This window comes from Gellertiella sp. DMC107, assembly GCF_056313605.1.
Window position 1 is genome coordinate 83,550 of the sequence record NZ_JBQUZZ010000006.1, and the last position, 25,252, is coordinate 108,801.

General features: G+C 64.3%; 27 protein-coding genes. 12 read left to right on the forward strand and 15 right to left on the reverse strand.

Going from position 1 to position 25,252, the window contains the following annotated elements; translation table 11 throughout:
* Positions 1-3 precede the first annotated feature (3 nt).
* Positions 4-891: a cation diffusion facilitator family transporter gene (locus tag ACT54B_RS18440; protein WP_476047023.1), complete on the reverse strand. Its 888-nt coding sequence runs from the start codon at positions 889-891 to the stop codon at positions 4-6.
* Positions 892-1,185: 294 nt separating this feature from the next.
* Between ACT54B_RS18440 and ACT54B_RS18445 the strand changes: the two genes are divergently transcribed.
* A complete protein-coding gene (locus ACT54B_RS18445) occupies positions 1,186-2,904 on the forward strand; it encodes a methyl-accepting chemotaxis protein (protein WP_476047024.1) in 1,719 nt (572 codons plus the stop codon).
* A gap of 3 nt (positions 2,905-2,907) precedes the next feature.
* Here the strand turns inward: ACT54B_RS18445 and ACT54B_RS18450 are convergent, their stop codons facing one another.
* From ACT54B_RS18450 to ACT54B_RS18465, 4 genes are all read right to left on the reverse strand, one after another.
* Positions 2,908-3,540 carry a TetR/AcrR family transcriptional regulator gene (locus ACT54B_RS18450; RefSeq protein ID WP_476047025.1) on the reverse strand — a complete coding sequence of 211 codons (633 nt, stop codon included), beginning with the start codon at positions 3,538-3,540 and terminating at the stop codon, positions 2,908-2,910.
* A gap of 164 nt (positions 3,541-3,704) precedes the next feature.
* A complete protein-coding gene (locus ACT54B_RS18455; protein ID WP_476047027.1) occupies positions 3,705-4,046 on the reverse strand; it encodes a DUF2853 family protein in 342 nt (113 codons plus the stop codon).
* Between the two features lie 71 nt (positions 4,047-4,117).
* Complete coding sequence (locus ACT54B_RS18460; RefSeq protein WP_476047029.1) at positions 4,118-4,561, reverse strand: hypothetical protein; 444 nt, start codon at positions 4,559-4,561, stop codon at positions 4,118-4,120.
* A gap of 36 nt (positions 4,562-4,597) precedes the next feature.
* Complete coding sequence (locus ACT54B_RS18465) at positions 4,598-4,948, reverse strand: YidB family protein (protein ID WP_476047031.1); 351 nt, start codon at positions 4,946-4,948, stop codon at positions 4,598-4,600.
* Positions 4,949-5,188: 240 nt separating this feature from the next.
* Here ACT54B_RS18465 and ACT54B_RS18470 point away from each other — a divergent pair, with 240 nt between their 5' ends.
* The 4 genes from ACT54B_RS18470 to ACT54B_RS18485 all read left to right on the forward strand — a co-directional run bounded on the left by ACT54B_RS18470 (position 5,189) and on the right by ACT54B_RS18485 (position 8,858).
* Positions 5,189-6,118, forward strand: coding sequence for a DnaJ C-terminal domain-containing protein (locus ACT54B_RS18470; protein WP_476047032.1), 930 nt, complete (start codon positions 5,189-5,191; stop codon positions 6,116-6,118).
* A 3-nt stretch (positions 6,119-6,121) separates the two neighbouring features.
* Positions 6,122-6,439 carry a chaperone modulator CbpM gene (locus ACT54B_RS18475; protein WP_476047034.1) on the forward strand — a complete coding sequence of 106 codons (318 nt, stop codon included), beginning with the start codon at positions 6,122-6,124 and terminating at the stop codon, positions 6,437-6,439.
* A gap of 503 nt (positions 6,440-6,942) precedes the next feature.
* Positions 6,943-7,182 carry a hypothetical protein gene (locus ACT54B_RS18480; protein ID WP_476047035.1) on the forward strand — a complete coding sequence of 80 codons (240 nt, stop codon included), beginning with the start codon at positions 6,943-6,945 and terminating at the stop codon, positions 7,180-7,182.
* A gap of 89 nt (positions 7,183-7,271) precedes the next feature.
* Entirely contained in the window at positions 7,272-8,858 is a 1,587-nt protein-coding gene (locus ACT54B_RS18485) for an MBL fold metallo-hydrolase (RefSeq protein WP_476047037.1), read from the forward strand.
* A gap of 3 nt (positions 8,859-8,861) precedes the next feature.
* On the opposite strand, the gene ACT54B_RS18490 is transcribed toward ACT54B_RS18485, so the two are convergent.
* The 4 genes from ACT54B_RS18490 to ACT54B_RS18505 form a co-directional block, all read right to left on the reverse strand.
* The gene (locus ACT54B_RS18490) at positions 8,862-9,560 is read right to left on the reverse strand and encodes an RES family NAD+ phosphorylase (RefSeq protein ID WP_476047039.1); all 699 of its coding nucleotides are present in this window, start codon (positions 9,558-9,560) and stop codon (positions 8,862-8,864) included.
* Positions 9,554-9,967 (reverse strand): antitoxin Xre-like helix-turn-helix domain-containing protein, encoded by a 414-nt coding sequence (locus tag ACT54B_RS18495; protein WP_476047040.1) that lies wholly within the window; start codon positions 9,965-9,967, stop codon positions 9,554-9,556. The genes ACT54B_RS18490 and ACT54B_RS18495 overlap by 7 nt, the downstream gene beginning before the upstream one ends.
* A gap of 216 nt (positions 9,968-10,183) precedes the next feature.
* Positions 10,184-10,951: a class II aldolase/adducin family protein gene (locus ACT54B_RS18500; protein ID WP_476047042.1), complete on the reverse strand. Its 768-nt coding sequence runs from the start codon at positions 10,949-10,951 to the stop codon at positions 10,184-10,186.
* 93 nt (positions 10,952-11,044) lie between these two features.
* Positions 11,045-11,449 (reverse strand): winged helix-turn-helix transcriptional regulator, encoded by a 405-nt coding sequence (locus ACT54B_RS18505; protein WP_476047044.1) that lies wholly within the window; start codon positions 11,447-11,449, stop codon positions 11,045-11,047.
* A 154-nt stretch (positions 11,450-11,603) separates the two neighbouring features.
* On the opposite strand from ACT54B_RS18505, the gene ACT54B_RS18510 reads away from it, so the two are divergent.
* Positions 11,604-12,236 (forward strand): NAD(P)H-dependent oxidoreductase, encoded by a 633-nt coding sequence (locus ACT54B_RS18510; protein ID WP_476047406.1) that lies wholly within the window; start codon positions 11,604-11,606, stop codon positions 12,234-12,236.
* A 48-nt stretch (positions 12,237-12,284) separates the two neighbouring features.
* On the opposite strand, the gene ACT54B_RS18515 is transcribed toward ACT54B_RS18510, so the two are convergent.
* Positions 12,285-13,181: a LysR family transcriptional regulator gene (locus ACT54B_RS18515; protein ID WP_476047045.1), complete on the reverse strand. Its 897-nt coding sequence runs from the start codon at positions 13,179-13,181 to the stop codon at positions 12,285-12,287.
* A 154-nt stretch (positions 13,182-13,335) separates the two neighbouring features.
* Between ACT54B_RS18515 and ACT54B_RS18520 the strand changes: the two genes are divergently transcribed.
* Both ACT54B_RS18520 and ACT54B_RS18525 read left to right on the forward strand, forming a co-directional pair.
* The gene (locus tag ACT54B_RS18520) at positions 13,336-14,277 is read left to right on the forward strand and encodes a ring-cleaving dioxygenase (RefSeq protein WP_476047047.1); all 942 of its coding nucleotides are present in this window, start codon (positions 13,336-13,338) and stop codon (positions 14,275-14,277) included.
* Positions 14,278-14,344: 67 nt separating this feature from the next.
* Complete coding sequence (locus tag ACT54B_RS18525) at positions 14,345-14,965, forward strand: alpha/beta hydrolase (protein WP_476047049.1); 621 nt, start codon at positions 14,345-14,347, stop codon at positions 14,963-14,965.
* A 195-nt stretch (positions 14,966-15,160) separates the two neighbouring features.
* Here ACT54B_RS18525 and ACT54B_RS18530 read toward each other — a convergent pair whose 3' ends face one another.
* From ACT54B_RS18530 to ACT54B_RS18540, 3 genes are all read right to left on the reverse strand, one after another.
* A complete protein-coding gene (locus ACT54B_RS18530; RefSeq protein ID WP_476047051.1) occupies positions 15,161-16,597 on the reverse strand; it encodes an NAD(P)(+) transhydrogenase (Re/Si-specific) subunit beta in 1,437 nt (478 codons plus the stop codon).
* A 13-nt stretch (positions 16,598-16,610) separates the two neighbouring features.
* Complete coding sequence (locus ACT54B_RS18535) at positions 16,611-18,182, reverse strand: Re/Si-specific NAD(P)(+) transhydrogenase subunit alpha (protein WP_476047053.1); 1,572 nt, start codon at positions 18,180-18,182, stop codon at positions 16,611-16,613.
* A gap of 235 nt (positions 18,183-18,417) precedes the next feature.
* Positions 18,418-18,918, reverse strand: coding sequence for a DUF4405 domain-containing protein (locus ACT54B_RS18540; protein WP_476047055.1), 501 nt, complete (start codon positions 18,916-18,918; stop codon positions 18,418-18,420).
* Between the two features lie 156 nt (positions 18,919-19,074).
* On the opposite strand from ACT54B_RS18540, the gene ACT54B_RS18545 reads away from it, so the two are divergent.
* The 3 genes from ACT54B_RS18545 (at position 19,075) to ACT54B_RS18555 (ending at position 21,869) form a co-directional block, all read left to right on the forward strand.
* Positions 19,075-19,476 (forward strand): DUF1236 domain-containing protein, encoded by a 402-nt coding sequence (locus tag ACT54B_RS18545; RefSeq protein ID WP_476047057.1) that lies wholly within the window; start codon positions 19,075-19,077, stop codon positions 19,474-19,476.
* A 182-nt stretch (positions 19,477-19,658) separates the two neighbouring features.
* Positions 19,659-20,639, forward strand: coding sequence for a bile acid:sodium symporter family protein (locus ACT54B_RS18550; protein WP_476047058.1), 981 nt, complete (start codon positions 19,659-19,661; stop codon positions 20,637-20,639).
* Positions 20,640-20,735: 96 nt separating this feature from the next.
* Positions 20,736-21,869, forward strand: coding sequence for a PQQ-dependent sugar dehydrogenase (locus ACT54B_RS18555; RefSeq protein WP_476047060.1), 1,134 nt, complete (start codon positions 20,736-20,738; stop codon positions 21,867-21,869).
* A gap of 24 nt (positions 21,870-21,893) precedes the next feature.
* On the opposite strand, the gene mgrA is transcribed toward ACT54B_RS18555, so the two are convergent.
* Both mgrA and ACT54B_RS18565 read right to left on the reverse strand, forming a co-directional pair.
* Positions 21,894-22,919, reverse strand: a complete 1,026-nt coding sequence (gene mgrA / locus ACT54B_RS18560; RefSeq protein WP_476047062.1) for an L-glyceraldehyde 3-phosphate reductase — start codon at positions 22,917-22,919, stop codon at positions 21,894-21,896.
* 114 nt (positions 22,920-23,033) lie between these two features.
* A complete protein-coding gene (locus tag ACT54B_RS18565; RefSeq protein WP_476047063.1) occupies positions 23,034-24,230 on the reverse strand; it encodes an MFS transporter in 1,197 nt (398 codons plus the stop codon).
* Positions 24,231-24,350: 120 nt separating this feature from the next.
* Here ACT54B_RS18565 and ACT54B_RS18570 point away from each other — a divergent pair, with 120 nt between their 5' ends.
* Complete coding sequence (locus ACT54B_RS18570) at positions 24,351-25,193, forward strand: AraC family transcriptional regulator (RefSeq protein WP_476047064.1); 843 nt, start codon at positions 24,351-24,353, stop codon at positions 25,191-25,193.
* Positions 25,194-25,252 lie beyond the last annotated feature (59 nt).

Sequence of the window (25,252 nt, forward strand, 5' to 3'; positions counted from 1 at the left end):
GGGCTAGAGGATCAGCACGCCCTGATGCTTGGCCTTGTTCTCCGGCTCCACATGAATGGTGATCATCGCGCCGGGGAATTCCTTCTTCAGCGCGGTCTCGATCCGGTCGCAGATGTCGTGCGCCTCGTCGACCGTGATGCTGCCGGGCACAACCATGTGGAAATCGATGAAGGTCGCGCGGCCCGCATGGCGGGTGCGCAGATCATGAACCTCGAGCGCGCCGGTTGCGGCAGAGGAAATGGTTTCGCGGATGCGGGCCAGGGTTTCGTCCGAGACCGCTTCGTCGAGCAGGCCGGAGAGCGATTCCGTCACCACCTTCCAGCCCGACCAGAGAATGTTGACGGCGACCAGCCCGGCCAGAGCCGGATCGAGCTTCTGCCAGCCGGTGATGATGGCGATCATCACGCCGAAGGTGACCCCGATCGAGGAAATCACGTCGGAGAGCAGGTGCTTGCCGTCGGCCACCAGGGCCGGCGAACGGTGCCGGCGTCCATAGGTGATCAGGACATAACACCAGATGCCGTTGATCACGCTGGCGAGGCCGTTGATGACAAGACCTTCCATGGGGGCGGTGAGGGTGCGCGGCTGCATGAACCCCTTATAGGCCTCGTTCATGATCAGCAGCGCGGCGATGATGATCATCACCCCTTCCAGCACCGCACTCATGAATTCGGCCTTGTGGTGGCCATAGGGATGGTTGGCATCGGCCGGGCGCGCCGCCACGCGGATCGCCACCAGCGCGGCGATGGCGGTCGCCACATTCACGGTGCTTTCCAGCGCATCCGAAAGCAGGGCGATGGAGCCCGTCATCCACCAGGCCAGCGCCTTCAGGGCGAGCACGCACAGACCGACGAGGATGCTGCCGATCGCAATCTTGATAGTGCGCTCCATGTTGCCCCCTTGGCTCGATGCTGCCCCCCGAGGGGCCTTTCGTCCTGCCGATAGCTTCAGCGCCCCTTCGTTTCAAGTGAATATATCAAGGAAAAACAATGATTTGTGCTATTGAAATTCATTAGCATCAAGGGATGGGCCCGAATTTCGGGTCTGCGTGGGTGGCAAGGTCCTGATCCGAAAGCCTGTTCCCGGTCTGCGGCGGGGAAATTCCCCAATCTGCCCGCTCTTATCGAGGCATTAACCCTTGTCAGTTATGAATGTCGAAAATGTAATATTTCGTGAGAATAAACGATGATGCCTTTCGGACTTGGTAACGATTCGCGCAATGTGCTGGCGGCCATGCGCCGGTCTCTCGCCGTCATCGAATTCGATCTCCAGGGCACTATCCTGGACGCAAACGAGAAGTTCTGCGCGGCGATGGGCTATCGCCGGGAGGAAATCATCGGCAAGCATCACCGGATTTTCGTGGATCCGGCGGAGGCTCAGTCGGAGGCCTATCGCAGCTTCTGGGCCCGGCTTCAGCGTGGCGAATTCGAGCAGAAGCAGTATCGCCGGCTGGCCAAGGGCAACCGCACGGTCTGGATCGAGGCGAGCTACAACCCCGTCATGCGGGGCAGCAAGCCCTACAAGGTCATCAAGATCGCGACCGACATCACCGCCGCCAAGGTAAAGTCCATGGACAGCGACGGCAAGCTGGAGGCGCTGTCCCGTTCGCAGGCGATCATCGAATTCACCACCGATGGCCATGTGCTTACCGCCAACGAGAATTTCCTGAAGGTGACGGGATATCGGCTGGAGGAGATTGCCGGGCGGCATCACTCGCTGTTCTGCCATCCGGACTATGCGCGCTCGCCGGAATACCGGGCCTTCTGGACCCGGCTTGCCGCGGGCGAGTTCGTCGCCGACGAATTTGCCCGGATCGACAAGTCCGGCGCGGAAATTCATATCCAGGCCACCTATAATCCGATCTTCGGCATCGACGGCAAGGTGATCAAGGTGGTGAAATTCGCCACCGACGTGACCGGGCGCGTCAAGGCGATGCAAACCCTGGCCGAAGGCCTGAAGCGGCTGGCGGACTGCAACATCCGCGTCACCATGGACGAACCTTTCGATCCCGCATTCGAGCCGCTGCGCAAGGATTTCAACCTGTCCATCGGCCGTTTCCAGGAAACGCTGGAAGAGGTTCTCGCCGAAACGCGCAAGCTCACGGAAAACGGCGCGGACATGCGGACCAATTCCGAAAGCCTGGACGAACGCAGCCATCACCAGGTTTCCGCCCTGCAGCAGACCACCACGGCGCTGGACGCCATTACCGAAACCATCCGCGAGGCCAGCACCCGCACGGTGGATACCCGGTCGCTGGTGCGCGATGCGCGGCAGGCGGCCACGGAATCGGTGAAGGTGCTGAATTCCACGGTCGAGGCCATGGGCCGGATCGAAACGGCTTCGGCCGAGATTGCCAACATCATCGGCGTGATCGACGAGATCGCCTTCCAGACCAATCTTCTCGCCCTCAATGCGGGCGTCGAGGCGGCGCGGGCGGGGGATAGCGGCAAGGGCTTTGCGGTCGTGGCGCAGGAGGTCCGGGCGCTGGCGCAGCGGTCGGCGGAAGCCGCCAAGGAAATCGCCCGGCTGATCAGCAATTCCTCCGGCGAGGTCAAGGAAGGCGTGCGGCTCGTCGGCGACACGGGGGATGCCCTGCGGCGGATCGAGGATTTCGTGCGCACCATCGACGGCAATGTGGAAGCCATCGCCACCTCGGCCACCGAACAGTCGCATCAGCTCTCGGAAATCAACACGGCGGTGCGCTCGCTCGACCGTCTGTCGCGGGAAAACATCTCGCTGGTGGAACGGATGAACTATGTCAGCCAGGCGCTGGCCTCCGGGGCGGAAACGCTTTCCAGTCTCGTGCACCGCTTCAAGCTCAACCGCCGCGCCCGCATTCGCGAGCCGGGGACGCCCGCGGCCAGCGCCGCACATCTGCGCGGCGGCGGACGGTCGGCGGCCTGAGGCTCAGGGCGCGTCCTGATAGCCGTGCCGGGCGTGGAAGCGGGCGAGTTCGCGCGCTTCCGGGCGACGGCCGGTAAAGATTTCCACATAGCCGGGAATGCGCTGCATGCGGGTGGAAAGGTCTTCCCGCGCCTGCATGGAAATATAGCCGATCTGCACGAGATAGACCGACCGCGCCCGCACATCCGCCATGTCCGCCGGATGGCCGAAGCGGGTGAAGAGCGCCGTCAGCGCGGCGAGGCGCACCGCATCGGCGGCCTCCACTTCGGCGGCCACCTCGGCCGATTGCAGCGCCCAGCTGCGGATGGCGAATTCGAAGGGCGCATCGAAGAGATCGCGATCCAGCCAGCAATCGAAAACATTCAGCATGGCTTCCGCCACCGTTTCCGCATAGGCGGCGCACTGGCGTTCGAGGCTGCCCGTATTCTTGTCGCGCCAGCGGGAGAGAAGATCGGAGAGCAGCGCCTCGCGATCCTTGAAAAACCAGTAGAAACTGGTGCGGGACAGATTGAGGGTCTTGGCGAGCGGCACGATGCGAACCGCATCCACGCCCTGTTCCAGCAGCAGCGTCTGGGCTGCATCGAGCCAGAGATCGCGCGAGCCGCGCCAGCCGGATTCGATCTCCTTGCTTTCCATGCCCAAGCCGATTCCCCACATCCGATTTTCGCGCACCATGGCGGAGAGGACCGCCAAGGTCAAATCCCGGAAAAGGGCCGCCGTCGCGCCGGCCGGGACAGCGCAGCAAAAAGGCGGCCGCCGCCGTTGACCGGCAGCAGGCCGCCCTCTCAATCACGGGTCGATCAGGCGTAAACGGATTCCTTGCCGAAATGCTTGACCAGCAGGTAATAGAGCACGACGCGATACTTGTTGCGGTTGGAACGGCCATAGGCTTCGATGGCGGCGGAAAGGCCGGCTTCGAGTTCGGCACCGGCGGAAAGGCCGAGCTTCTTCACCAGGAAATTGTTCCGCACGCGGTCCAGTTCCGATTCGTCGGAGGAGGAAACGGTGGAGGAATCGTCGTTGTAGATCGACGGGCCGAGACCCTTGGCGATCTTGGTCAGCAGGGCGGCATCCGCATCGATCCCGCACTTTTCCTTGAGGTCGGCGGTGTATTTGGCAATCAGGTTGTCGAATTCGCTCATGATGGAGTTCCCTTTCGGTTGTAGGACGGCCCCTCGTCAAAGGGGCCGGATCGATGGTGAGGCGTGGCCGCTCAGCCCTTGGCCTTCAGCTTGGCATTGCAGAGGCTGTAGTAACCGCCGCCCTTCTGGATCCACTTCAGGCCGTTCAGCGTGTTGGCGTCCTTGTTGGCATGGTAGGCATCGACGCAGGTGTGCATGCGGGCCTTGCCGGCCGATTCACCCTTGTACTTGGCGCTGATGGCGGTGGGGAAATCCACGCCCTTCGGGGCCTTGGCGGTCGGCTTTGCCGGCTCTTCGTTCACCGCTTCGGAAACGGACGGATCGTCGGATTCCTCGGCAGCAGCGCCGCAGTTCTTGGCGCGGAACTCGTTCCACTTCATGCCGTCAAGCGTGCCCTTCGCCTTGGCATCCTGGTACTTGACGCTGCATTCCTTCATCGTCAGCGCATGGGCGGACGAGCCGAGACCGAGCGCTGCAAACAGCGTAACGGCCAGGATGGCGATCTTCTTGGACATATCTATTCCTCTTGGTCCTAGGGGAGATGGAAGATTTCAGGACGGCAGGACGCCGTTGGGGCTAGCCTGATCCACAGCGGCCGGAAGCAGCTGCGACAGGATGGCCGGAAGTTTTGCCGGATCGAGGCCGAGCGCGCCGGCAATGCCGGCAAGCTGCTCGCTGGACAGGGCGGACTGGATCTGTTCGGCGGAGACCGGAAGGTTGGAGCCGGTCCCGATCCAGGAGGAAACCTGATCGCCAAGTCCGGCGCCACGCAGATTGTCCAGCAGGCCGCCGACGCCACCGGAATTGCCAAGCGCCTGCTCGGCAACCTGCAACAGGTTGATGTCCTGCCCGCTCATCAGTTTTTCGGCAAGCCCGCCTGCCAGATCACCCCAGAAACTCATGTTCGCGTCCCCTCGCCTCATGCGTGTTGATTGTATGAGTTATTATCAATTTGGTTACTATTTGTCATTGACCAAAATTAATGCTCGCTGAACAAACAGCCCGCTTCGGCAAAAACGTGGCTGAAGGCGGGGTGGCGGTTGAAAAAGCCGGGGTGGGGTCCCCACATAAGAATAAAATCATCGTTTCCGGCGGCCCGTGGCCTCCTTGGCCCCGCTCCGCCGGCAGGACTGGAGGGCTGAATGGCCAGAGACCCTTACGAGATCCTCGGCGTGGCGAAGACGGCCTCGCAGAAGGAGATACAGAGCGCCTATCGCAAGCTGGCGAAGACGCTGCATCCCGACCTCAACCCCGGTGACAAGCAGGCCGAGGAGAAATTCAAGGCGGCCTCGGCGGCCTATGCGATCGTGGGCGACGAGGAGAAGCGCAAGCGCTTCGACGCGGGCGAGATCGATGCGAGCGGTGCGGAAGCGCCGCAGCGCGATTTCTACCGCGACTATGCCCATGCTGGCGCGGATCAGGGGCGCTACACCTATTCCGGCGGCTTTTCCGATTTCGGCGATGCGGAAGACCTGCTCTCCAGCCTTTTCGGCCGGCGCGGCGGTGCCGGCGGTGCCGGCGGCGGGCGCGGCCATGCCGCCTTTCGCGGCCAGGACCGACGCTATGCGCTTCCGGTCGAGTTTCTGGATGCGGTGAATGGCGGCTCGGTGAAGGTGAACCTGCCGGAGGGCGGAGCGCTGGACATCCGCATTCCGCCCGGCACCCGCGACGGGCAGACGCTGCGCCTCAAGGGCAAGGGCGAGCCGGGCTTCAATGGCGGCCCACCGGGCGATGCGCTCATCGACATCACCGTAAAGCCGCATCCCTTCTACACCCGCGACGGCGACGACATCCGTCTCGATGTGCCGGTCACGCTGAAGGAAGCGGCGCTGGGCGGCAAGATCCGCGTGCCGACGCCCTCGGGCGCGGTCAGCGTCACCCTGCCGCCGCGGTCGTCGAGCGGCAAGGTGCTGCGGTTGAAGGGCAAGGGCGTGAAGCGCGGCACGGAGGCGGGCGATGCCTATGTCTCGATCCGCATCGTGCTGCCGGAAAAACCCGATCCTGCGCTGGAAGCCTTCCTCGAAGGCTGGAGCGGCGCAGACGAGGACCCGCGCCGGAACATGGGAGCATAAGCCATGAGGGAAAGCGATTTTCGACAGGTGCTGGCGATCGAGGTCACGGTTCTGGACCGCTGGGTCTCGCACGGGTGGCTGGTGCCCGCCGCCACCCGCGCCGGCCGCGAGTTCACCGATGCGGACGTGGCCCGGGGCCGCCTCATCCTCGATCTCGTCGAGGACATGGGCGTGAACGAGGAGGGCGTGGACGTGGCGATCCGCCTGATCGACCAGATGCACGGCCTGCGCCAGACGCTGCACGGCCTCATGCACGCCATCGACCGGCAGGATGCCGGCCTGCGCCACCGCCTGATCGCCGAGATCATCGATCTCGACTGAGAGGACAGCTCGCCTGAATTTCAGGCTTGCCAAATATTAGAATTAACTTAGCATGGACCATGGCGGGCAAAATCCCGCCAAGGGGCCTAAGAAACCTCTCATATACCGGTGTGCATCCTCTGTTCGAGGAATGCCAACCCGTGCTTTAAACGCACTCACCTGCCTCTTTGGCCGGGGAGGTTGCTGCGCATGTCCAGGGCTCATGCCTAAAGGCAGCGACGGCCGTGTATATGCGGTTTTCTTAGCTCCCCTGGCCGCCAGGCTCCTTGTCTGGCGGTCTTCGTCATCGGGGAGAGGGAAGGCAGACAAACGGCCGGCGAACCAGCACGGGCCTTGCGGAGACCGTCACAGGGCTCCGTCCCGCCTCACAGGGCCGGGGAGGTTGCTGCGCATGTCCAGGATTTCGATCTAAAGGCAGCGACGGCCGTTTCGACGCGGTTTTCTTAGCTCCCCTGGCCGCCAGGCGCTTCGTCTGGCGGTCCTTGTCATCGGGGATTTGAGACATGGATTATTCGCTGATCGATTTCTACAGCCAGTCTCCGGACTGGATCAAGGCGGCCATCATTCTGGGCGTGCCGGCCTTTTTGCTCGGGCTTCTCTGGCTCTTGCTCTGGTATCGGGTGGAAATCACCCGCATCGACCGGGTCTGGCCGCCAAGGGACCCGCCCGTTTCGCTCCGCGAGCGCTACGGGGCACGGCCTGCGGAGACAGCAGGAGAGGCAGAGGGCGAGACGCCCGTCTGATCCATTCCGCCGCAGGGGAAAACTCGTTTATTGACATCCGGTTCGCCGGGGGATGAGGTCAGGTCCGGCACAAGCGAAGGATTGACCCCATGGCGAATGACCCCATCCTGCATTTTCACGGCGCCGCCGGCACCGTGACCGGCTCCTGCTACCTGCTGGAGGCGGACGGCCAGCGGGTGGTGGTGGATTGCGGCATGTTCCAGGGCTCGAAGACAGAGAAGGAGCTGAACTATCGCCCCTTCCCCTTCGTGCCGGGGGAGATCGACGCGGTCCTCCTGACCCATGCCCATATCGATCATTCCGGCCTGATCCCGAAACTGGTCAAGGACGGTTTCGACGGCCCGATCTATGCCACACCCGCCACCGTCGATCTCGCTGCGGTGATGCTGCCGGATTCCGGCCATATCCAGGAAATGGAGGTGGAGCACCTGAACCGCCGCAACCGCACCCGCGGCCGCGATACGGTGGAGCCGATCTATACGGCTGCGGATGCGGGCGCCTGCATGACCCAGTTTCGCGGGGTGCCGCTGGAAGAATGGCAGACGCTGGGGGCGGAGGGCCTGCGCTTCCGCTTCTGGAATGCCGGCCATCTGCTCGGCTCCGCCTCGATCGAGCTGGAAACGGCGAGCGGACGGCGCATACTTTTTTCCGGCGATATCGGCCCGCCAAACAAGCTGCTGCAGCCCGATCCCGAAGCGCCCGCCAGCTGGGATTACATCCTCTGCGAAAGCACCTATGGCGACCGCGAGCGCGACGATGCGGATGATCAGGTGCGCCTGCATCAGCTCCGCGCCGAGGTGCGCGCCGCCACCCGTCCGGACGGGGCGCTGCTCATCCCCTCCTTCGCGGTCGAACGCACGCAGGAACTGCTGGCCGATCTGGTGCTGCTGATGGAGCGCGGCGAAATCGAGACCTGCCCGATCCTGATCGATTCGCCGCTCGCCTCGCGCGCCAGCCGGGTGTTCCAGCGCCATGCCCGCGAGATCGAGCATGGCGACCTGCTGTCCCGGGCCATGCGCGCCCGCCATGTGCGCTTTACCGAAACCGCCGAGCAATCCAAGGCCATCGATTTCATGCATGGCTTCCACATCGTGATCGCCGCCAGCGGCATGTGCGAGGCAGGGCGCATCCGCCATCGCCTGAAGAACTGGCTGTGGCGGGAAGAGGGCACCGTGCTGCTCGTGGGCTTTCAGGCCGCCGGCACGCTGGGCCGCATTCTCTCGGAAGGGGCGCCGACCGTGCGCATCCAGGGCGACGAGATTGCCGTGCGCGCCCGCATCCGCAAGCTCGACGTCTATAGCGGCCATGCGGACGGGCCGGGCCTTGCCCGCTGGGTGGAGGCCCGCCTGCCGGTGAAGGCCGGCCTGTTCCTCGTGCACGGGGAAGAGCAAGCCGTGGCCGGCCTGAAGGCAAGGCTGGAACCGCTGGTGGGGGCGCAGAAGCTCTTCACCCCCGGTCTCGATGCCGCCTACCGGCTTTCGGCGGGCGGTCCCGTTCTCGTGTCGGAAGGCGTGGAAAAGCCCCGCATCGATCCCGTCTCCGCAGGGCGGCCGGACTGGCACAACGAGACCCAGAATTTCATTCTCGATCTCAACGACGCGCTCAACCGGGCTGGCGATGCCCGCGCCCGCCGGGTGATCCTGCGCAAGCTGAAGCGGGCGCTGGAAGAGGAATAGGCCTCAGATCACTTCCAGCACGCGGCCCGTATCGTGCTGGTAGACCATATCCACCCGGCTGCCATTCCAATGATAGCTGTAATGGCGGCCCTGAACCGGAACGGGTACCAGATCCGGCCAGAAAAGCCCGATGCAGCGCCCGCCGGCCATGCGGACGCTCTCCCAGGCGAGCCCGTTGCTGCCGGCCTCGCGCAGGCGGCGGCCAAGCACCTGCGAGGCCGTGTAATCGTCCCGATCCATGACGCCGGGAACCCCGCTCACCTCATGCAGGTCCAGATCGACCGATCCGATCAGAACCCGGAAATCCGACGTCCAGCCGGGCTCTTCCTTTGTCGCCGCCATGAATTTCTGGTGGTGATGGATGGTTTCCGCCACCGCCACGTCTTCGCTGGAGGCCGCATAGTAGATGCCGTAATGGCCGTCGGTGAACCGGCCGGGGCGCAGTGGGGAACAATGCACGAAGGGGGCCATGACCAGGCTTGCGCCCGGCCCGGAGACGCGCCGCCCCGCCGGCACCTTGCCGAGATCGCCGATCTCGAACCGGACGCGCGGATTGGTCTTTTCCTCCACCGCCGCCAGCGCCTCCCAGTCTCGCGGATCGGCAATGTCCTCGAAGAGATCGATGGGCGGAAAGATAGAGCGGATGATGCGGTAGGTCTGCGGCCAACGGACACGAAGGAGAGGCGGCTCTTCGCCTACCATGCGCCCCGCTCCGCATCGAGCCATTCCCGCATGGTCTGGAGATCGGCCATCTCACCGCGCAGCATGAGATCGAGCGCCGAGCGGCCACCAAAGGCCGCATTCGGCTTGCGGATCCAGGCATAGCCACGGGCCGGGTCCTTGAAGAGATAGCGCAAGCCCTTGTGAATGCCCATCAGATGCGCCATCCGCATGCGCAGGTCGCGATCGGTCCGGCCGATCTGCCCTTCCTTCCAGCGCGCCCAGGTGCGCGCCGAAAGCCCGCCGAGAAGCGTCGAGGCTTCCGCATCGCTGAGGCCCCAGGCCTTGAACAGATTGACCGTGGTGCGCGCCAGCGCCCCCGCTTCCTCATCGGTAATAACGGGCGTGCGCACTTCCGAAGGCGTGGTCTCGATGGGCTGCAGCAACATGGCGCATCTCCTCTTTGGCATGAATATAGTCATATTCTGCCAAATGGCAAGAGAAGCAGCCTCTTGCTCTTCCACATTTTTCTGCTAATGTTCTAACGTACACCCCGGGTCGGCCTCTGCACTGCATGCTCCCGGGGTCAGTTTTTGTATGGATGACATCCAACGGGAGATACCCGCTGGACAAATCACCAAAGGCGGTCGTGCACAGAAATCCCCCTACAGCCGCCAGGAGCGGTCTTCGGCGTCCAGCGTGGATTTCAGATAGTCGAAATGGGCATAGGCCATGCCGGTATAGGGCAGCCAGTCTTCCGCCGTCTTGCGGGCGAGTTCGTCGGACAGGACGGCCAGCGGCTGGCCAGTGGAATAGGCGAGGATGAGGGTTTTGGCTGCCCGTTCGAAGAAATAGAGGTGTTCGAAGGCTTCCGCCACGGTCGGGCCGGTCACGGTGACGCCGTGATTGCCCATGAGCAGGATCGAGCGGTTGCCGAAGGCGGTGGCGAGTCTGCGCCCCTCTGCGGCATCGTCCGCAATCCCGCCGAAATTCGTATCGATGCCGACCAGGCCGTAGAAGCGGGCCGTATTCTGGTCGATGGGCAGCATCTCCGGGTTCTTGAGCGTGGCGAGCGCCGTGGCATAGGGCGGGTGGCAATGCAGGACGACCCGCACCGCCGGACGCTCCCGGTGGATCGTGCCGTGGATGCACCAGGCTGACGGATCGGGCGCATTGTCGCTTTCCATCACGCCGTGATCGTCCACATCGAGCAGCAGCAGGTCGCTCGCCCGAATGGAGGCAAAATGTTTCCAGCGCGGATTCATCAGGAAGGTGCGGCCGTCCGCCGAAACGGACACGCTGAAGTGATTGCCGACCGACTCATGCCAGTCGAATTTCGCCGCAAGCCGGAAGGCCGCCGCCAGATCGACGCGGAGATCGCGAATGGCATCCTCGTCGAGGGGGCGGGATCGGATGGGAGAGGCGAGATTCATGGGGGTCTCCTCGGCAGTCCAGACGCTCTACCGGCGAGAGTAAGGCGTCCCGAACCGACACAGAAGCGTCTCACGCACAAAAAATCTGCGCCCTCATGCCTCTTCGGCCGGGGACAAGGCACTCTTCTGCTCGCCATCGCCGTTCCGGCCGTCATAGGTCAGGCGGGCGCGGTCGATATGGGACAGGTTCTGCTGCGCCCATTTGCCAAGCGCCACAACGGGCTCCGACAGCGACCGGCCGAGCGGGGTGAGCGCATATTCCACCTGCGGCGGCACGGTGGCATAGACGGTGCGGATCACCATGCCGTCCCGCTCCAGCGTGCGGAGCGTGAGAGTGAGCATGCGCTGCGAAATGCCGCCGATCCGGCGCTTGAGCTCGTTGAAGCGCAGCGCCTCGTCGCCCAGCATCATGATGACCAGCACACTCCATTTGTCGCCGACGCGCTGCAGCACCTCGCTGATGCGTCCGCATTGGCAGGGTTCGTAATCATGGGGCATGGGGTGGGTTCCCTCCAGGTGACCTGGTCACAAAATTGTGCCTTCTTGCAGGAAAATTCAAGTACCATATTTTACCCAAGTTACGTTTTGTGACCGACCAGGGCGCCGCCTCCCTGGGCCCGGATCGGTCGGAGCCATGAAAAGGACCAGACATATGCTGCTCGACAAACTGAACTGGCGCTATGCCACCAAGAAGATGGACCCCTCGAAGAAGGTGCCGCAGGAGAAGGTGGACCGCATCATCGAGGCCGCCCGCCTTGCGCCGACCTCCAGCGGGCTCCAGCCCTTCGAGGTGATCCTGATCACCAATCAGGAGCTCAAGGAAAAGATCCGCGCCGTGGCATGGAACCAGTCGCAGGTGACCGATTGCTCGCACCTGCTCGTTTTCGCAGCCTGGGACAATTACACCGAAGAGCGCATCAACAAGGCCTTCGACCTCGTCAACGAAGCCCGCGGCTTCACCAATGAGGGCTGGGAAGCCTATCGCCAGCAGCTGCTCTCCACCTATGTGCCGCGCGGCGCGCAGATCAATTTCGAGCATGCCGCCCGTCAGGCCTATATCGGCTTCGGTCTGGCGCTGACTGCCGCCGCCTTCGAGGAAGTGGATGCCACGCCGATGGAAGGCTTCGATGCCGCCGCGCTGGACGACATCCTGAACCTCAAGGAAAAGGGCCTGCGCTCCGTCACCATCATGCCGCTCGGCTATCGCGATTCGGCCAATGACTGGCTCGCCAACCTGAAGAAGGTCCGCCGCGACCGGAAGAATTTCGTGACCGAAATCGCCTGATCCGGTCTCCGGGCCGCTCCTTCCTCCCTGCGGAGGGGCGGCCCGCCCTTAGCCTTCCCGCACCCGGTCCAGACCGGGGCTGCTGCCTTCGATCAGCGGCTTCAGCCGCTGCAATTCCCCCGCCACGTGATCCATGAACAGCCGGATGCGCGGGGATTGCCTGAGATCCGCATGGGTGAGCAGCCACAGCCCTGCCGAAAATTCCGGCTCCGGCTCCGAAAGCCGCTTCAACGCCCGCGATGCATCGCCGATGAAGCAGGGCAGGTGCCCGATGCCGATGCCCGCCTCCACCGCACTCGACAGCCCCAGCACCGTATTCGCCCGGTAGACGCGCCGTTCCGCCGGCACATGGTCTCGCGCCCAGCGCACCACCTTCAGGCCCGCCATATCCTCCCCCAGCGTGACCCAGCGCGGATCGTCGATGACGCAGTCGGGGGTGCCGTAAAGCGCCCAGGCAATCGTGCCGATCCGCCGCCCGATGAGGGTTTCGGGCGGGGAATCCGTGGCCCGGATCGCCACATCCGCATCGCGGCGGGAGAGGTTGAGCGCCGGATTGCCGATCACCACGTCGAGCGTGATATCGGGATGCGCCGCCTGGAAGGACTGGAAGATCGGCGTCAGCAGATGGGCGAGCAGGCTGTCGGCCGTCGCAATGCGGATTTCGCCCCTCACCGCAATCGCCTTGCCTTCCAGACGACGGGCGAAATCCACGATGCCCCTCTCGAAGCGATCGGCGAGCGCCACCAGCTCCTCACCCGTCGCCGTCGGCACGTAGCCGGTGCGGTGCCGCTCGAAGAGGGCCGCGCCGAGCACCTTTTCCAGCGCGCCGAGCCTTCGGTAAACCGTGGACTGGTCGATGCCGAGCTCTGCGGCCGCACCCGTCAACCCGCCCGCCCGTGCGATGGAGCGCACCAGCTTCAGGTCATCCCAGGCAGGGTCGATCATGGCGTGATTTCCTTGCCTCCGTGCAGATAGCTTTACAATAATGCAATTTCATCCTTGCATCAATGCAAGCAAATCCCCGTGCAATTCCGCTCTCTCGCGCCTACCTCTTGTCCATCGAGACGGCTTTCCCGCCTCAGGCACAAGGAGAAAGACCATGAGCAACACGCTCCACCACATCACGGCCATATCGGGCCATGCGCAGCGCACCTATGATTTCTATACCGGTGTGCTCGGCCAGCGCTTCGTCAAGCGGACCGTCAATTTCGACGATCCCGGCACCTATCACTTCTATTTCGGCGACGAGGCCGGCAGCCCCGGCACAATCATGACCCACTTCCCCTTCGAGGGCGTGGGCCCGGGCCGGCTCGGCATCGGCGAGACGCAGGAAACGCTTTACCGCGTGCCGAAGACAGCGCTGGGCTTCTGGAGCCACCGCTTCATCGAAAAGGGCGTGACGCACGGGGCACTGGAAACCCGCTTCGGCGAAACCGTGCTGCCCTTCCGCGATCCCGACGGCATGCGTCTGGCTCTCGTCGGCATCGAGGGCATCGAGGCCGAGCCGGGCTATGCCACGGCGGGCATTCCGGCGGACATGGCGCTGCGCGGCTTTCACGGCGTCTCGCTGCTGATCGAATCTGCGGAGGCCACCGCCCGCGTGCTGACCGAGGTTTTCGGCTTCCGCAAGGGGGCGACCGAGGGCAACACCACCCGCTACCGGATCGAGGGCGAGTGGATCGGCGCGATTGTCGATCTTCACGCCGCCGGCGGCTTCCTGCCCGCCCGGCAGGGGGCCGGCTCCGTCCATCACATCGCCTTCCGGGCGAAGGACGATGCGGAGCAGGCAGCACTCGCTGCCAAGCTGCGCGGCGAACTTGGCATCGGCACCACCGAGCAGAAGGACCGGGATTATTTCCGCTCGGTCTATTTCCGCTCGCCGGGCGGGGTGATCTTCGAGATCGCCACGGACGAGCCGGGCTTTGCCGTGGATGAGCCCGCCGAAAGCCTGGGCGAGGCGCTGAAGCTGCCGGCCGGCCTCGAGCCCTACCGGGCAAAGATCGAGGGCCTGTTGCCCGAACTGATCACCGCCGCCGCCTAACCGGCAATCCCGTCCTCCGGAGCGATCCGGAGGACGACCCCATTCTTCCAGAGAAGGAGACCGGACCATGACCGGAACGACCCTTTCCCATATTCATCGCTTCCAGCCCGCGACCGCGCCGGACCGGGCGCCGCTGCTGCTTCTGCATGGCACCGGCGGCGACGAGAACGACCTTCTCGGCCTTGGCGCGCAGCTCAGCCCCGGCGCGGCCCTGCTGTCGCCACGGGGGCAGGTGCTGGAACGGGGCATGCCGCGCTTCTTCCGACGCCTGTCCGAAGGCGTCTTCGACGAGGCGGATGTGGTGGCGCGGGCGGCAGCGCTGGCCGGGTTCATCCGCGAGGCGCGCGAGGCCTACGGGCTCGCAGCCCCCGTTGCCGTCGGCTTTTCGAATGGTGCGAACATGGCCGCAGCCCTGCTCTACCGCCATCCGGATGTGCTGGCCGGCGCCGTGCTGCTGCGGGCCATGGTGCCGCTCACCGATCCCCCGCTCGGCGGGCTTTCGGCCAGGCCGGTGCTGATCCTTTCCGGCGCGATGGACCCGATCGTGCCGGCCGAGAATGCCGGACATCTCGCCGCAAGCCTCACCGCCGCCGGGGGTGACTTGACCCACGAGACCCTGCCGACCGGCCACAATCTGAGCCGCATGGATCTGGAGATTGCGAAAGGCTGGCTTGCAGCGCGATTTTGAGGGAGCAGAACTCGAACGAACCACCCGCCTCCGTCATCCCAGGGCTTGTCCCGAGGATCTGCGAGGCTGAACGGGACCGGCCGGGTGGCGGATGCTCGGGACAAGCCCGAGCATGACGGCAACAGGGGGGAGAACGAAAAACGCCGCGTCGGGAAGACGCGGCGTTTCCTGTTTCCGACCTTACCCGGCCGCCGATCAGTCGATCAGGCGCAGCAGCTTTTCGAGCGAGGCCTTGGCGTCGCCGTAGAACATGCGGGTGTTCTCCTTGAAGAACAGCGGGTTTTCGATGCCCGAATAGCCCGTGCCCTGACCGCGCTTGGAGACGAAGACCTGCTTGGCCTTCCAGCATTCGAGAACCGGCATGCCGGCAATCGGGCTGTTCGGATCTTCCTGCGCCGCCGGATTGACGATGTCGTTCGAGCCGATGACGATCGCCACATCCGTTTCCGGGAAGTCCTCGTTGATCTCGTCCATTTCCAGAACGATGTCGTAGGGCACCTTGGCTTCCGCCAGCAGCACGTTCATGTGGCCGGGCAGGCGGCCCGCCACCGGATGGATGGCGAAGCGGACATTCTTGCCCTTGGCGCGCAGCTTGCGGGTGAGTTCGGAAACCGCCCCTTGCGCCTGCGCCACCGCCATGCCGTAGCCGGGGATGATGATGACCGAGTCCGCATCGTTGAGCGCGGCCGCCACACCTTCGGCGTCGATTGCCACCTGTTCGCCCGAGATTTCCATCGCCGGGCCCGTCGTGCCGCCGAAGCCGCCGAGGATGACCGAGATGAAGGAGCGGTTCATCGCCTTGCACATGATGTAGGAGAGGATCGCGCCCGAGGAACCGACCAGCGCGCCGACGACGATCAGGAGATCGTTCGACAGCGAGAAGCCGATGGCCGCTGCCGCCCAGCCGGAATAGCTGTTCAGCATCGACACCACGACCGGCATGTCGGCGCCGCCGATGCCCATGATCAGGTGATAGCCGATGAAGAGCGCGGCCAGCGTCATGACGATCAGCGCCAGCGAGGAGCCGGACTGGATATAGACCACCAGCAACACGACGGAGAGGATCGCCGCCACCGCATTCAGCACATGACCGCCCGGCAGTTTCTTCGCCTTGCCATCCACCTTGCCGGCGAGCTTGCCATAGGCAATGACCGAGCCGGTGAAGGTGACCGCCCCGATGAAGACGCCGAGGAAGGTTTCGACCCGGAGGATCGACAGTTCGACGCTGTCCTTGTGGGCGAGGATCGCGGCAAAGCCGGTCAGCGCCGCCTTTGCCGTCTCGTCGAGGCCGGCCACATGGGCGGCCTCGATATGGGCGTTATAGCCGATGAAGACCGCCGCAAGGCCGACCAGCGAATGCATGGCAGCGACGAGCTGCGGCATTTCCGTCATCTGCACACGCTTGGCGGCAATCGCGCCCAGCACCGCACCGGCACCCAGGAGGAGGACGGTGAGGATGTTGATGAAGGTGCCATTGGCCGACTGGCCGATGAAGGTGGCGATGACGGCGAGCGCCATCCCTGCAATGCCATACCAGACGGCGCGCTTGGCGCTTTCCTGGCCGGAGAGGCCGCCGAGCGACAGGATGAAGAGAACCGCCGCGACGACGTAAGCCGATGTCGTGAAACCCATTGTTCTCTCCTCCTCAGGACTTCTGGAACATGGCGAGCATGCGCCGTGTGACCATGAAGCCGCCGAATATGTTGATCCCGGCCATGAAGACCGAGAGGCCCGCCAGGATGATGACCAGCCAGCTTCCCGAGCCGATCTGCATCAGCGCGCCGAGAATGATGATCGAGGAGATCGCATTGGTGACGGCCATCAGCGGCGTGTGCAGCGAGTGGCTGACATTCCAGATGACCGAGAAACCCACGAAGCAGGAGAGCACGAAGACGATGAAGTGGCTCATGAAGGCCGCCGGCGCATAGAGACCGGCGGCGAGCATCAGCGCCCCGCCGATGACGAGCAGGCTCACCTGCGTCATCGTCTGCTTGCGGAAGGCGGCGGTTTCGGCCGCGCGCTTTTCCTCCGGGGTCAATTCCCTGGCCTTTTCCTTCGGCTTGGCCGCGGCAATCGCCGCGATCTTCGGCGGCGGTGGCGGATAGGTGATCTCGCCACCCTTCGTCACCGTTGCCCCGCGGATCACGTCATCTTCCATATTGTGGTTGATGACGCCGTCCTTGCCGGGCGTCAGGTCCGACAGCATGTGGCGGATGTTGGTGGAATAGAGCGTCGAGGCCTGGGCGGCCATGCGGCTCGGGAAGTCGGTATAGCCGACGATCACGACGCCATTTTCCGAAACGATCCGTTCGTCGGCAACCGTGAGATCGCAGTTGCCGCCGCGCTCGGCGGCGAGATCGACGATGACGGAACCGGGCTTCATCATCGCCACCATGTCCGCCGTCCAGAGCTTCGGCGCCGGACGGCCCGGAATGAGGGCGGTGGTGATGACGATGTCCATTTCGGGCGCCAGTTCGCGGAACTTGGCAAGCTGCTTCTCGCGGAATTCGGGCGAGGAAGGCGCGGCATAGCCGCCTGTCGCGGCCCCGTCCTGGGTGGCTTCGAATTCGAGGAAGACGAAGTTGGCCCCCATGGACTCGATCTGCTCGGCCACCTCAGGGCGCACGTCGAAGGCATGCACGATCGCGCCGAGGCTGACCGCCGTGCCGATGGCGGCAAGACCGGCAACGCCGGCGCCGACGATCAGCACCTTGGCCGGCGGCACCTTGCCCGCCGCCGTCACCTGACCGGTGAAGAAACGGCCGAACTGGTTGCCCGCCTCGATGACGGCGCGGTAACCGGCAATATTCGCCATGGAGGACAGGGCGTCCATCTTCTGGGCGCGCGAGATGCGCGGCACCATGTCCATGGCGACTGCGGTGATGTTCTTCTGCTTGAAGGTTTCCAGAAGCTCCGGGTTCTGGGCCGGCCACAGGAAGGAAATCAGCGTCTGGCCGTCTTTCAGGCTCTGCGCCTCGTCCCCTTCGGGACCGCGCACCTTCACGACCACATCGGAAGCCGCGATCACGGCCGCAGCATCCGGCACCACCTCGACGCCCGCCGCGCGGTAGGCGTCATCCGTGATCCCGGCCCTGATGCCGGCTCCTGCTTCCACCAGACACGTATGGCCAAGCTTGTTCAATTGCATGGCCGAGTCAGGCGTCATTGCGACGCGGGCTTCCTGTTCAGCCCTCTCGCGCAGTGCTCCTATTTTCATTGTCAGTTCTCCCGTGTTCCGGACACTAAGGCAGGCCCGGATCTCCTCCGCGTCAAGCGGAAAGCCGCCTGAAGTCACAGCTTCTGGCGGCGCGGGTGAGACTGATCCCATTCCGGAGGGGGCGGCAAGTCCAGAATCCACCGCAAATGTCCAGTTTTGACATTTTTTTGTCGGACATGGCGGATTGTGCCGGACCGGACAGGAACGAAGCGTCGCCGCCGCCCGCCGTCGCCGCTCAGGGCGAGGGAATGAGCAGGCCGCTCAGCTCGAACTCGGTCTTTCCCGATTTGCTGGCAATGTCCGAAAGGGGGAGGGAAGGGTCCGCCGCGGCAAAGCCCGCCGTCTTCAGTTTGGCGACCAGCGCTTCGCCGGTCGTGCCGAGAAGCGGGGCGAGTTCCCCTGCCCGGTGTTCGAAGAGCGCATGGGCAAGCGCGATCTGGGGCGGTCCGCGACGCCCTTCGCCGCTTGCGGCGCCATAGGCGAAGACACCCGCAGCCAGCACGGACAGGAGGAGCGCCACCGCCATCGGCGGCTTCTTCAGATAGGTCATCATGGGGCGCCAGTTCTTCCACAGATGCAGCACGAAGGGCACGACCAGCACCATGCTCAACCATTCATGCATCTCGTTGAACAGGCCACCGCCCAGATGGAAGAAAAGCGCGATGCCCGAAACGAGCGACACGAGGAAAAGGCCTGTGATGGCAGGCGTGGCATAGCGGGACAGAAGGGATGGCATCGGCATGCTCCGGTTCGAATTTTTCCTCCCGCCTCCTTCTAACCGAGCCGGTGCGCCGCGGCGCATTAATTCTTCGCAAGAATTGTCAATCCCCAAAATGTGGAACCGAATTTGGCTGTTGTTCGTTTAAGCGGCACAACGACAAAGGAGAAAGCAATGCGTAAGACCCTGATTATGTTCACTGCCCTTCTTGCCGCGGGCGGTTTCGCCTCCGCAGCGAATGCCCAGGAAGGCACCGTCAACGGCGCGGCCGGCGGTGCGGTCACGGGTGCGATTGTCGGTGGCCCGGTGGGCGCGGCCGTCGGTGGTGTCGCGGGCGCAATTGTCGGCACGGCCATCGATCCGCCGCCGCAGAAGGTCATTACCTACGTTCAGGAACAGCCCATGCCGACAGAGCGGGTCGTGGTGGAGGAGAAGGTCGTCGTCGGCCAGCCGCTGCCGCAGACCGTGCAGGTCGTGGCCATTCCCGATGATCCGCAATACGGCTATGCCGTCGTCAACCAGGAGCGCGTGATCGTCGATCCGCAGACCCGCACCGTGGTGCAGGTCATCCGCTAAAGGCGGAAGGCTCCGGAACCGGACAGGGGGTGCCGCATGCGCGGCACCCCTTTTTCGTGCCGGCCCGGAGACCGTTGCGGCGAAAGCAAGGCTTGCAATGCCGGGGCGAATGGGGAAGATCGGCGGCCCTTGCGCCCTGGCCGGCGACCGGGAAGCCCTTTCACATCCCAGGAATATTGCCGATGCGGCGTCTGATCCCCGATACATTCACCGTCCTTCTGGTTCTTGCCGTCGTGATTGCCGCCCTGCTGCCCGCGACCGGGCGGGCCGCCGATCTTCTCTCGCAAACGGCGGTGATCGCCATCGGGCTTCTGTTCTTCCTGCATGGCGCCCGCCTTTCCACCGATGTGGTGATTGCCGGCTTCCTGCACTGGCGCCTGCAGCTTTTCATTCTGGCGATGACCTTTCTGGTCTTTCCGGCCATCGGCCTGGCGCTGGGCGGGCTCTCTCCCTCCCTCATTCCGCCGCCGCTCTATCTGGGGCTCCTCTATATCTGCGTGCTGCCCTCGACCGTGCAGTCCTCCATCGCGTTCACCTCGATTGCGGGCGGCAATGTGCCGGCGGCAATCTGCGCGGCGTCGGCCTCCAATATATTCGGGATTTTCCTCACACCGCTGCTGGTGGCCGGGCTGTTCTCGGCGGGCGGGCATATCGGCTTTTCGACCGATATTCTCATCAAGATCATGACGCAGCTCTTCCTGCCCTTCGTGGCCGGGCAGATCCTGCAGCCCTTCATCGGAAAATGGGTGCGCGCCCACAAGGCGATCCTCAATCCGTTCGACCGCGGCTCGATCCTGCTTGTCGTCTATCTCGCCTTCAGCGATGCGGTGGTGGAGGGAATCTGGAAGACGCTTGCCCTGAAGGATCTCGGCCTGATCGTGCTGCTCGACGGCACGATCCTCGCCCTCGTCCTCGTCATCACCACCTTCGGCAGCCGGCTCTTCGGCTTCCGGCAGGAAGACCGGATCGCCGCGATTTTCTGCGGCTCGAAGAAAAGCCTGGCCAGCGGCGTGCCGATGGCCAACGTCATCTTTGCCGGCCAGAGCATCGGCGCCATCGTGCTGCCGCTGATGATCTTCCACCAGATCCAGCTGATCGTCTGTGCCTGGATTGCCCGGGGACTGGCCGAGCGGAAAGCCGCGTCGGAGCCGGCGGCCGGCTGATCCGATCACTTTGCGGAGAGGGAGACGGGCCTTGCCCTTTTTCTCCCGGCGAACCGGCCTATCTCGCCAGAAGACCGGATGACACGGAGCGACCGCATGAAGACCGCAATCCTTCTCGCCACGGCCCTCGCGCTGGGGCTCGCCACATCCGCATGGGCCGCCAGCATCAATGCCGGCGACCGGAGCGCGAGCGCGGAAAAGCCTTTCGAGGCAAGGGAAATCGCCACCTTCGATACGCCCTGGGCGCTTGCCTTCCTGCCGGACGGGCGGCTTCTGGTGACGGAAAAGCCGGGCGGACTTTACCTCCTCGATCGGAAGGGCGCAAAACAGGCGGTGAAGAACCTGCCGGATGTGGCCGCTGCCGGCCAGAACGGCATGCTCGACGTGGCCGTTTCCCCCAAATTTGAAGAAGACCGTGCCATCTATCTCACCTATGTGGCGCCGGGCGAGGGCGGTTCCTCGCTGGTTCTTGCAAAGGCCCGGCTTGCCGCGGAGGGTGAGGGGATCGCTCTGAACGATCTGAAGGAACTCTTCCGCCAGAAACCGGGTGGGCGCGGCCAGCCCGGCGGCATCATCGCCTTCGATCCGGATGGCGTGCATCTTTTCCTCACGGTCGGCGACCGGATGCAGCCGGAAAGCGCGCAGGACCCGGATCAGGCGCGCGGCAAGGTTTTCCGCCTGACGCTCGACGGCAAGCCGGCGGAGGGCAATCCCGCATTCGACAAGGGCGGCATCCCCGCCATGACCTGGACGACCGGCCACCGCAACCCCTATGGCCTCGCCTTCGCGCCGGACGGCCGGCTCTGGCTGCACGAGATGGGGCCGAAGGGCGGCGACGAATTCAACCGGATCGAGAAGGGCAATAATTACGGCTGGCCGGTGGTTTCCAACGGCGACCAGTATAGCGGCGAGCCCATTCCCCGCCACGATACGCGCCCCGAATTCGCCGCGCCGCCGCTCTACTGGAACCCGGTGATCGCCCCGGCGGGGCTTGCCTTTTATGAGGGCGGGCTTTTTCCGGCATGGAAGGGATCTGCGCTGGTGGGCGGGCTTGCTGGCCTCTGCCTCGTCCGCATCGGCTTCGATGCGCAGGGTAATCCCGACGAGGCCGAGCGCTTCGACATGGAAGCGCGCATCCGGGATGTGGCAGTCGGGCCGGATGGGGCGGTCTGGGTGATCGAGGACGACCAGCCCGGACGGCTGCTGCGCCTCGCGCCACCCGGGAAATAGGCGGCGCGAGGGGGCTTCTTTCGCTTACTTGAACTCGGACACGCCGCGCCAGAGATCCACCCCGCCATCATGGGCGTGACGGTCGATTTCGGCGAGCTCTTCCGCCGTGAAGGCAAGGTTCTTCAGCGCGTCCAGCGAATCGTCGAGCTGGGCGACGTTACGGGCGCCGATCAGCGCCGAGGTCACGCGGGGGTCGCGCAGCACCCAGGCAATCGCCATCTGGGCCAGCGACTGGCCGCGGCGCTTCGCAATGCCGTCCAGCGCCCGGACCATGGCGAGATTCTGCTCGGTCAGCATGTCCTGCTGGAAGGAGCCGCCCTTGGCCGCACGGGCATCCGCCGGCACGCCGTTCAGGTATTTGTTGGTCAGCATGCCCTGCGCCAGCGGCGAGAAGGCGATGCAGCCGGTGCCGATCTCGTCCAGCGTGGCCAGAAGCTTGTCTTCGACCCAGCGGTTCAGCAGCGAATAGGACGGCTGGTGGATGAGCAACGGCACGCCTTCGGCGCGCAGGATCTTTTCCGCCTCGCGGGTCCGCTCCGGGCCGTAGGAGGAAATGCCGACATAGAGCGCCTTGCCCTGACGATGCATCTGCACCAGCGCGCCCATGGTTTCTTCCAGCGGCACGTCGGGGGTGGGGCGGTGCGAATAGAAGATGTCGACATAGTCGAGCTTCATGCGCTTCAGGCTCTGCTCCAGCGAGGCCATCAGGTGCTTGCGCGAGCCGCCCTGGCCATAGGGGCCGGGCCACATGTCCCAGCCGGCCTTGGAGGAGACGATCAGCTCGTCGCGGTGGCTCTTCAGGTCGCGCTCGAGGATGAGGCCGAAATTCTCTTCCGCCGAGCCATAAGGCGGGCCGTAATTGTTGGCGAGATCGAAATGGGTGACGCCCCGGTCGAAGGCGCGGCGGATGACGGCGCGGCCCGTTTCGAACACGTCCTCGCCCCCGAAATTCTGCCAGAGGCCGAGCGAGATCGGCGGAAGGCTGAGGCCCGAACGGCCGCAACGGCGGTATTCGGCGCCGTCATAGCGATGGGATGCGGCAACATACATCGTGATGTGTACTCCGGATTGGAAAAGCGGCCTCCCCCGGGAGGCCGCATCGGTTGGGTCTTAAATCGATTCAGGGCGCGAGAAAAGCCGGACCGGGCAGCATGCCGGTCCCGCCTACGCCTCGCGCGGAAGCTTCGGCAGGAAGATGGTCAACAGGCCGAGCAAAGGCAAGAGCGAGACGACCTGATAGACGAAGGCAATGCCTTCCCGATCCGCGAAGACACCGAGCACCGCAGCCCCGATGCCGCCGAATCCGAAGGCGAAACCGAAGAACATGCCGGCAATCAGCCCGACGCGCCCCGGCACCAGTTCCTGCGCGAACACCACGATGGCCGAGAAGGCGGAGGAGAAGACGAAGCCGATCAGCACCACCAGCACGCCGGTCCAGAACAGGTCCGCATAGGGCAGCAGAAGTGCGAAGGGAATGACGCCGAGGATCGAGAACCAGATCACCGCGCGCGAGCCGAACCGGTCGCCGATGGGGCCGCCGAAGAAGACACCCGCCGCCGATGCGCCCAGGAAGAGGAACAGCATCAGCTGCGCGCTCTGCACGGAGACGCCGAACTTGTCGATGGCATAGAAGGTGAAGTAGCTCGACAGGCTGGCGAGATAGGCATTCTTCGTAGCGGTGAGAACGACGAGGATGAGCAGCGTCGTCACCACCTGGTTGCGCGGCAGGGGCAGGGTGCGGCTTGCCGGCTTGCGGCCGGCATTGGCCCGGCGGTGGCGCATGTACCAGACGCTGACCCAGGACAGCACCATGAAGCCGGTGAGCGCAATCAGCGTGAACCAGCCGAGGCTGTGCTGGCCATGGGGAATGACGATGAAGGCCGCCAGCAGCGGGCCGATGGCCGTGCCCGTATTGCCGCCCACCTGGAAGAAGGATTGCGCCAGCCCGTGCCGCCCGCCCGAGGCGAGGCGCGCCACCCGCGAGGCTTCCGGATGGAAGATCGCCGAGCCGATGCCGATCAGGCAGGCGCCCAGCACGAGGAAGGGGAAGCTCGCCGCATAGGCCAGCGTGAACAGACCCGCGCAGGTGGAGACCATGGCGGCCGGCAACGAGAAAGGCATCGGCCAGCGGTCGGTGATCATGCCCACGGCCGGCTGGAGCAGCGAGGCCGTCACCTGGAAGGCAAAGGTCAGCAGGCCGATCTGGACGAAATCCAGTGCATAATTGTCTTTCAGCAGCGGATAAAGCGAGGTCAGAAGCGACTGCATGATATCGTTCAGCATATGGCAGAAGCTCGCTGCCACGATGACCGAGATGGCCGTCCGCTCCGCATTCATTCCCGCATTGGCTACCGTCGCCATCGTTTCCATTCCTGACATTGATCAAGCCCCGCCGGATGGCGAAGCGATGCCGGCGAACTTACAGGGCTTGCCGATGGCCCGCTTTCGTGGTCTGGTCTGTGAGTTTCGAGAGTGGGCCAAATGCGCAGACTGGATCTCCTGAAGGATGCCGCAACGGCCATCCAAGACCATCATAATCTGAGCCTCGACTGGATCGAGGGAGCGAACGAACCGGTTCTTGCCCTCGGACGGCTCTATCCGGCCGGGCTGCGCGTGCCCGCGCACAGCCACAGCCGCACCCAACTCTGGTTCGCGCGGCGCGGCGTGGTGCTTGTTAGCACGGAAAGCGGCCGCTGGATGATCCCGCCCGGCCATGCGCTGGTGATTCCCGCGGGCATAGAACATGCGACCGAGATGATCAGCGACGTGGACATGCAGTCCATCTATGTGCATCCCTCGGTGCGGGGCGGCGAGGGGCCGCCGCGGGTGGTGGAGGTGACCGGGCTTGCCCGCAACCTGATTGCCGAACTGGTCAATGCCGATGACCGCCCGCTGTCTGCGCGGCGGCAATGGCTGGTGATGGAACTGCTGCTGGAGGAAATGGCGGAATTGCCGCAGCGGCCGCTCGGCCTGCCCTTTCCCGAGGACGGGCGGCTTGCCCGCCTCTGCCGCGATTTCCTGAAGACGCCCTCCGCCACGGCCGGCATCGACCAGTGGGCGGCGGGGCTCGGCATCAGCCGGCGTTCCTTTACCCGGCTGTTCCGGCAGGAAACCGGGGTGAGTTTCGGCACCTGGCGGCAACAGGCCTGCCTGTTTGCCTCGCTGCCCCGGCTGGTGGACGGCGAACCCGTGACTTCGGTGGCGCTGGAGGCCGGCTATGAAAACATTGCCGCCTTCACCACCATGTTCCGGCGCATGCTCGGCAGCGCACCAAGCATCTACCTGAAGGCGAGGGAAAGCAGCAGGACAACTCAGGAAAGATGATATCCGGACGGCTGTTGCAAAGATGTATCTCCGAATGCTTTTGCAACCGGATTGCCCGT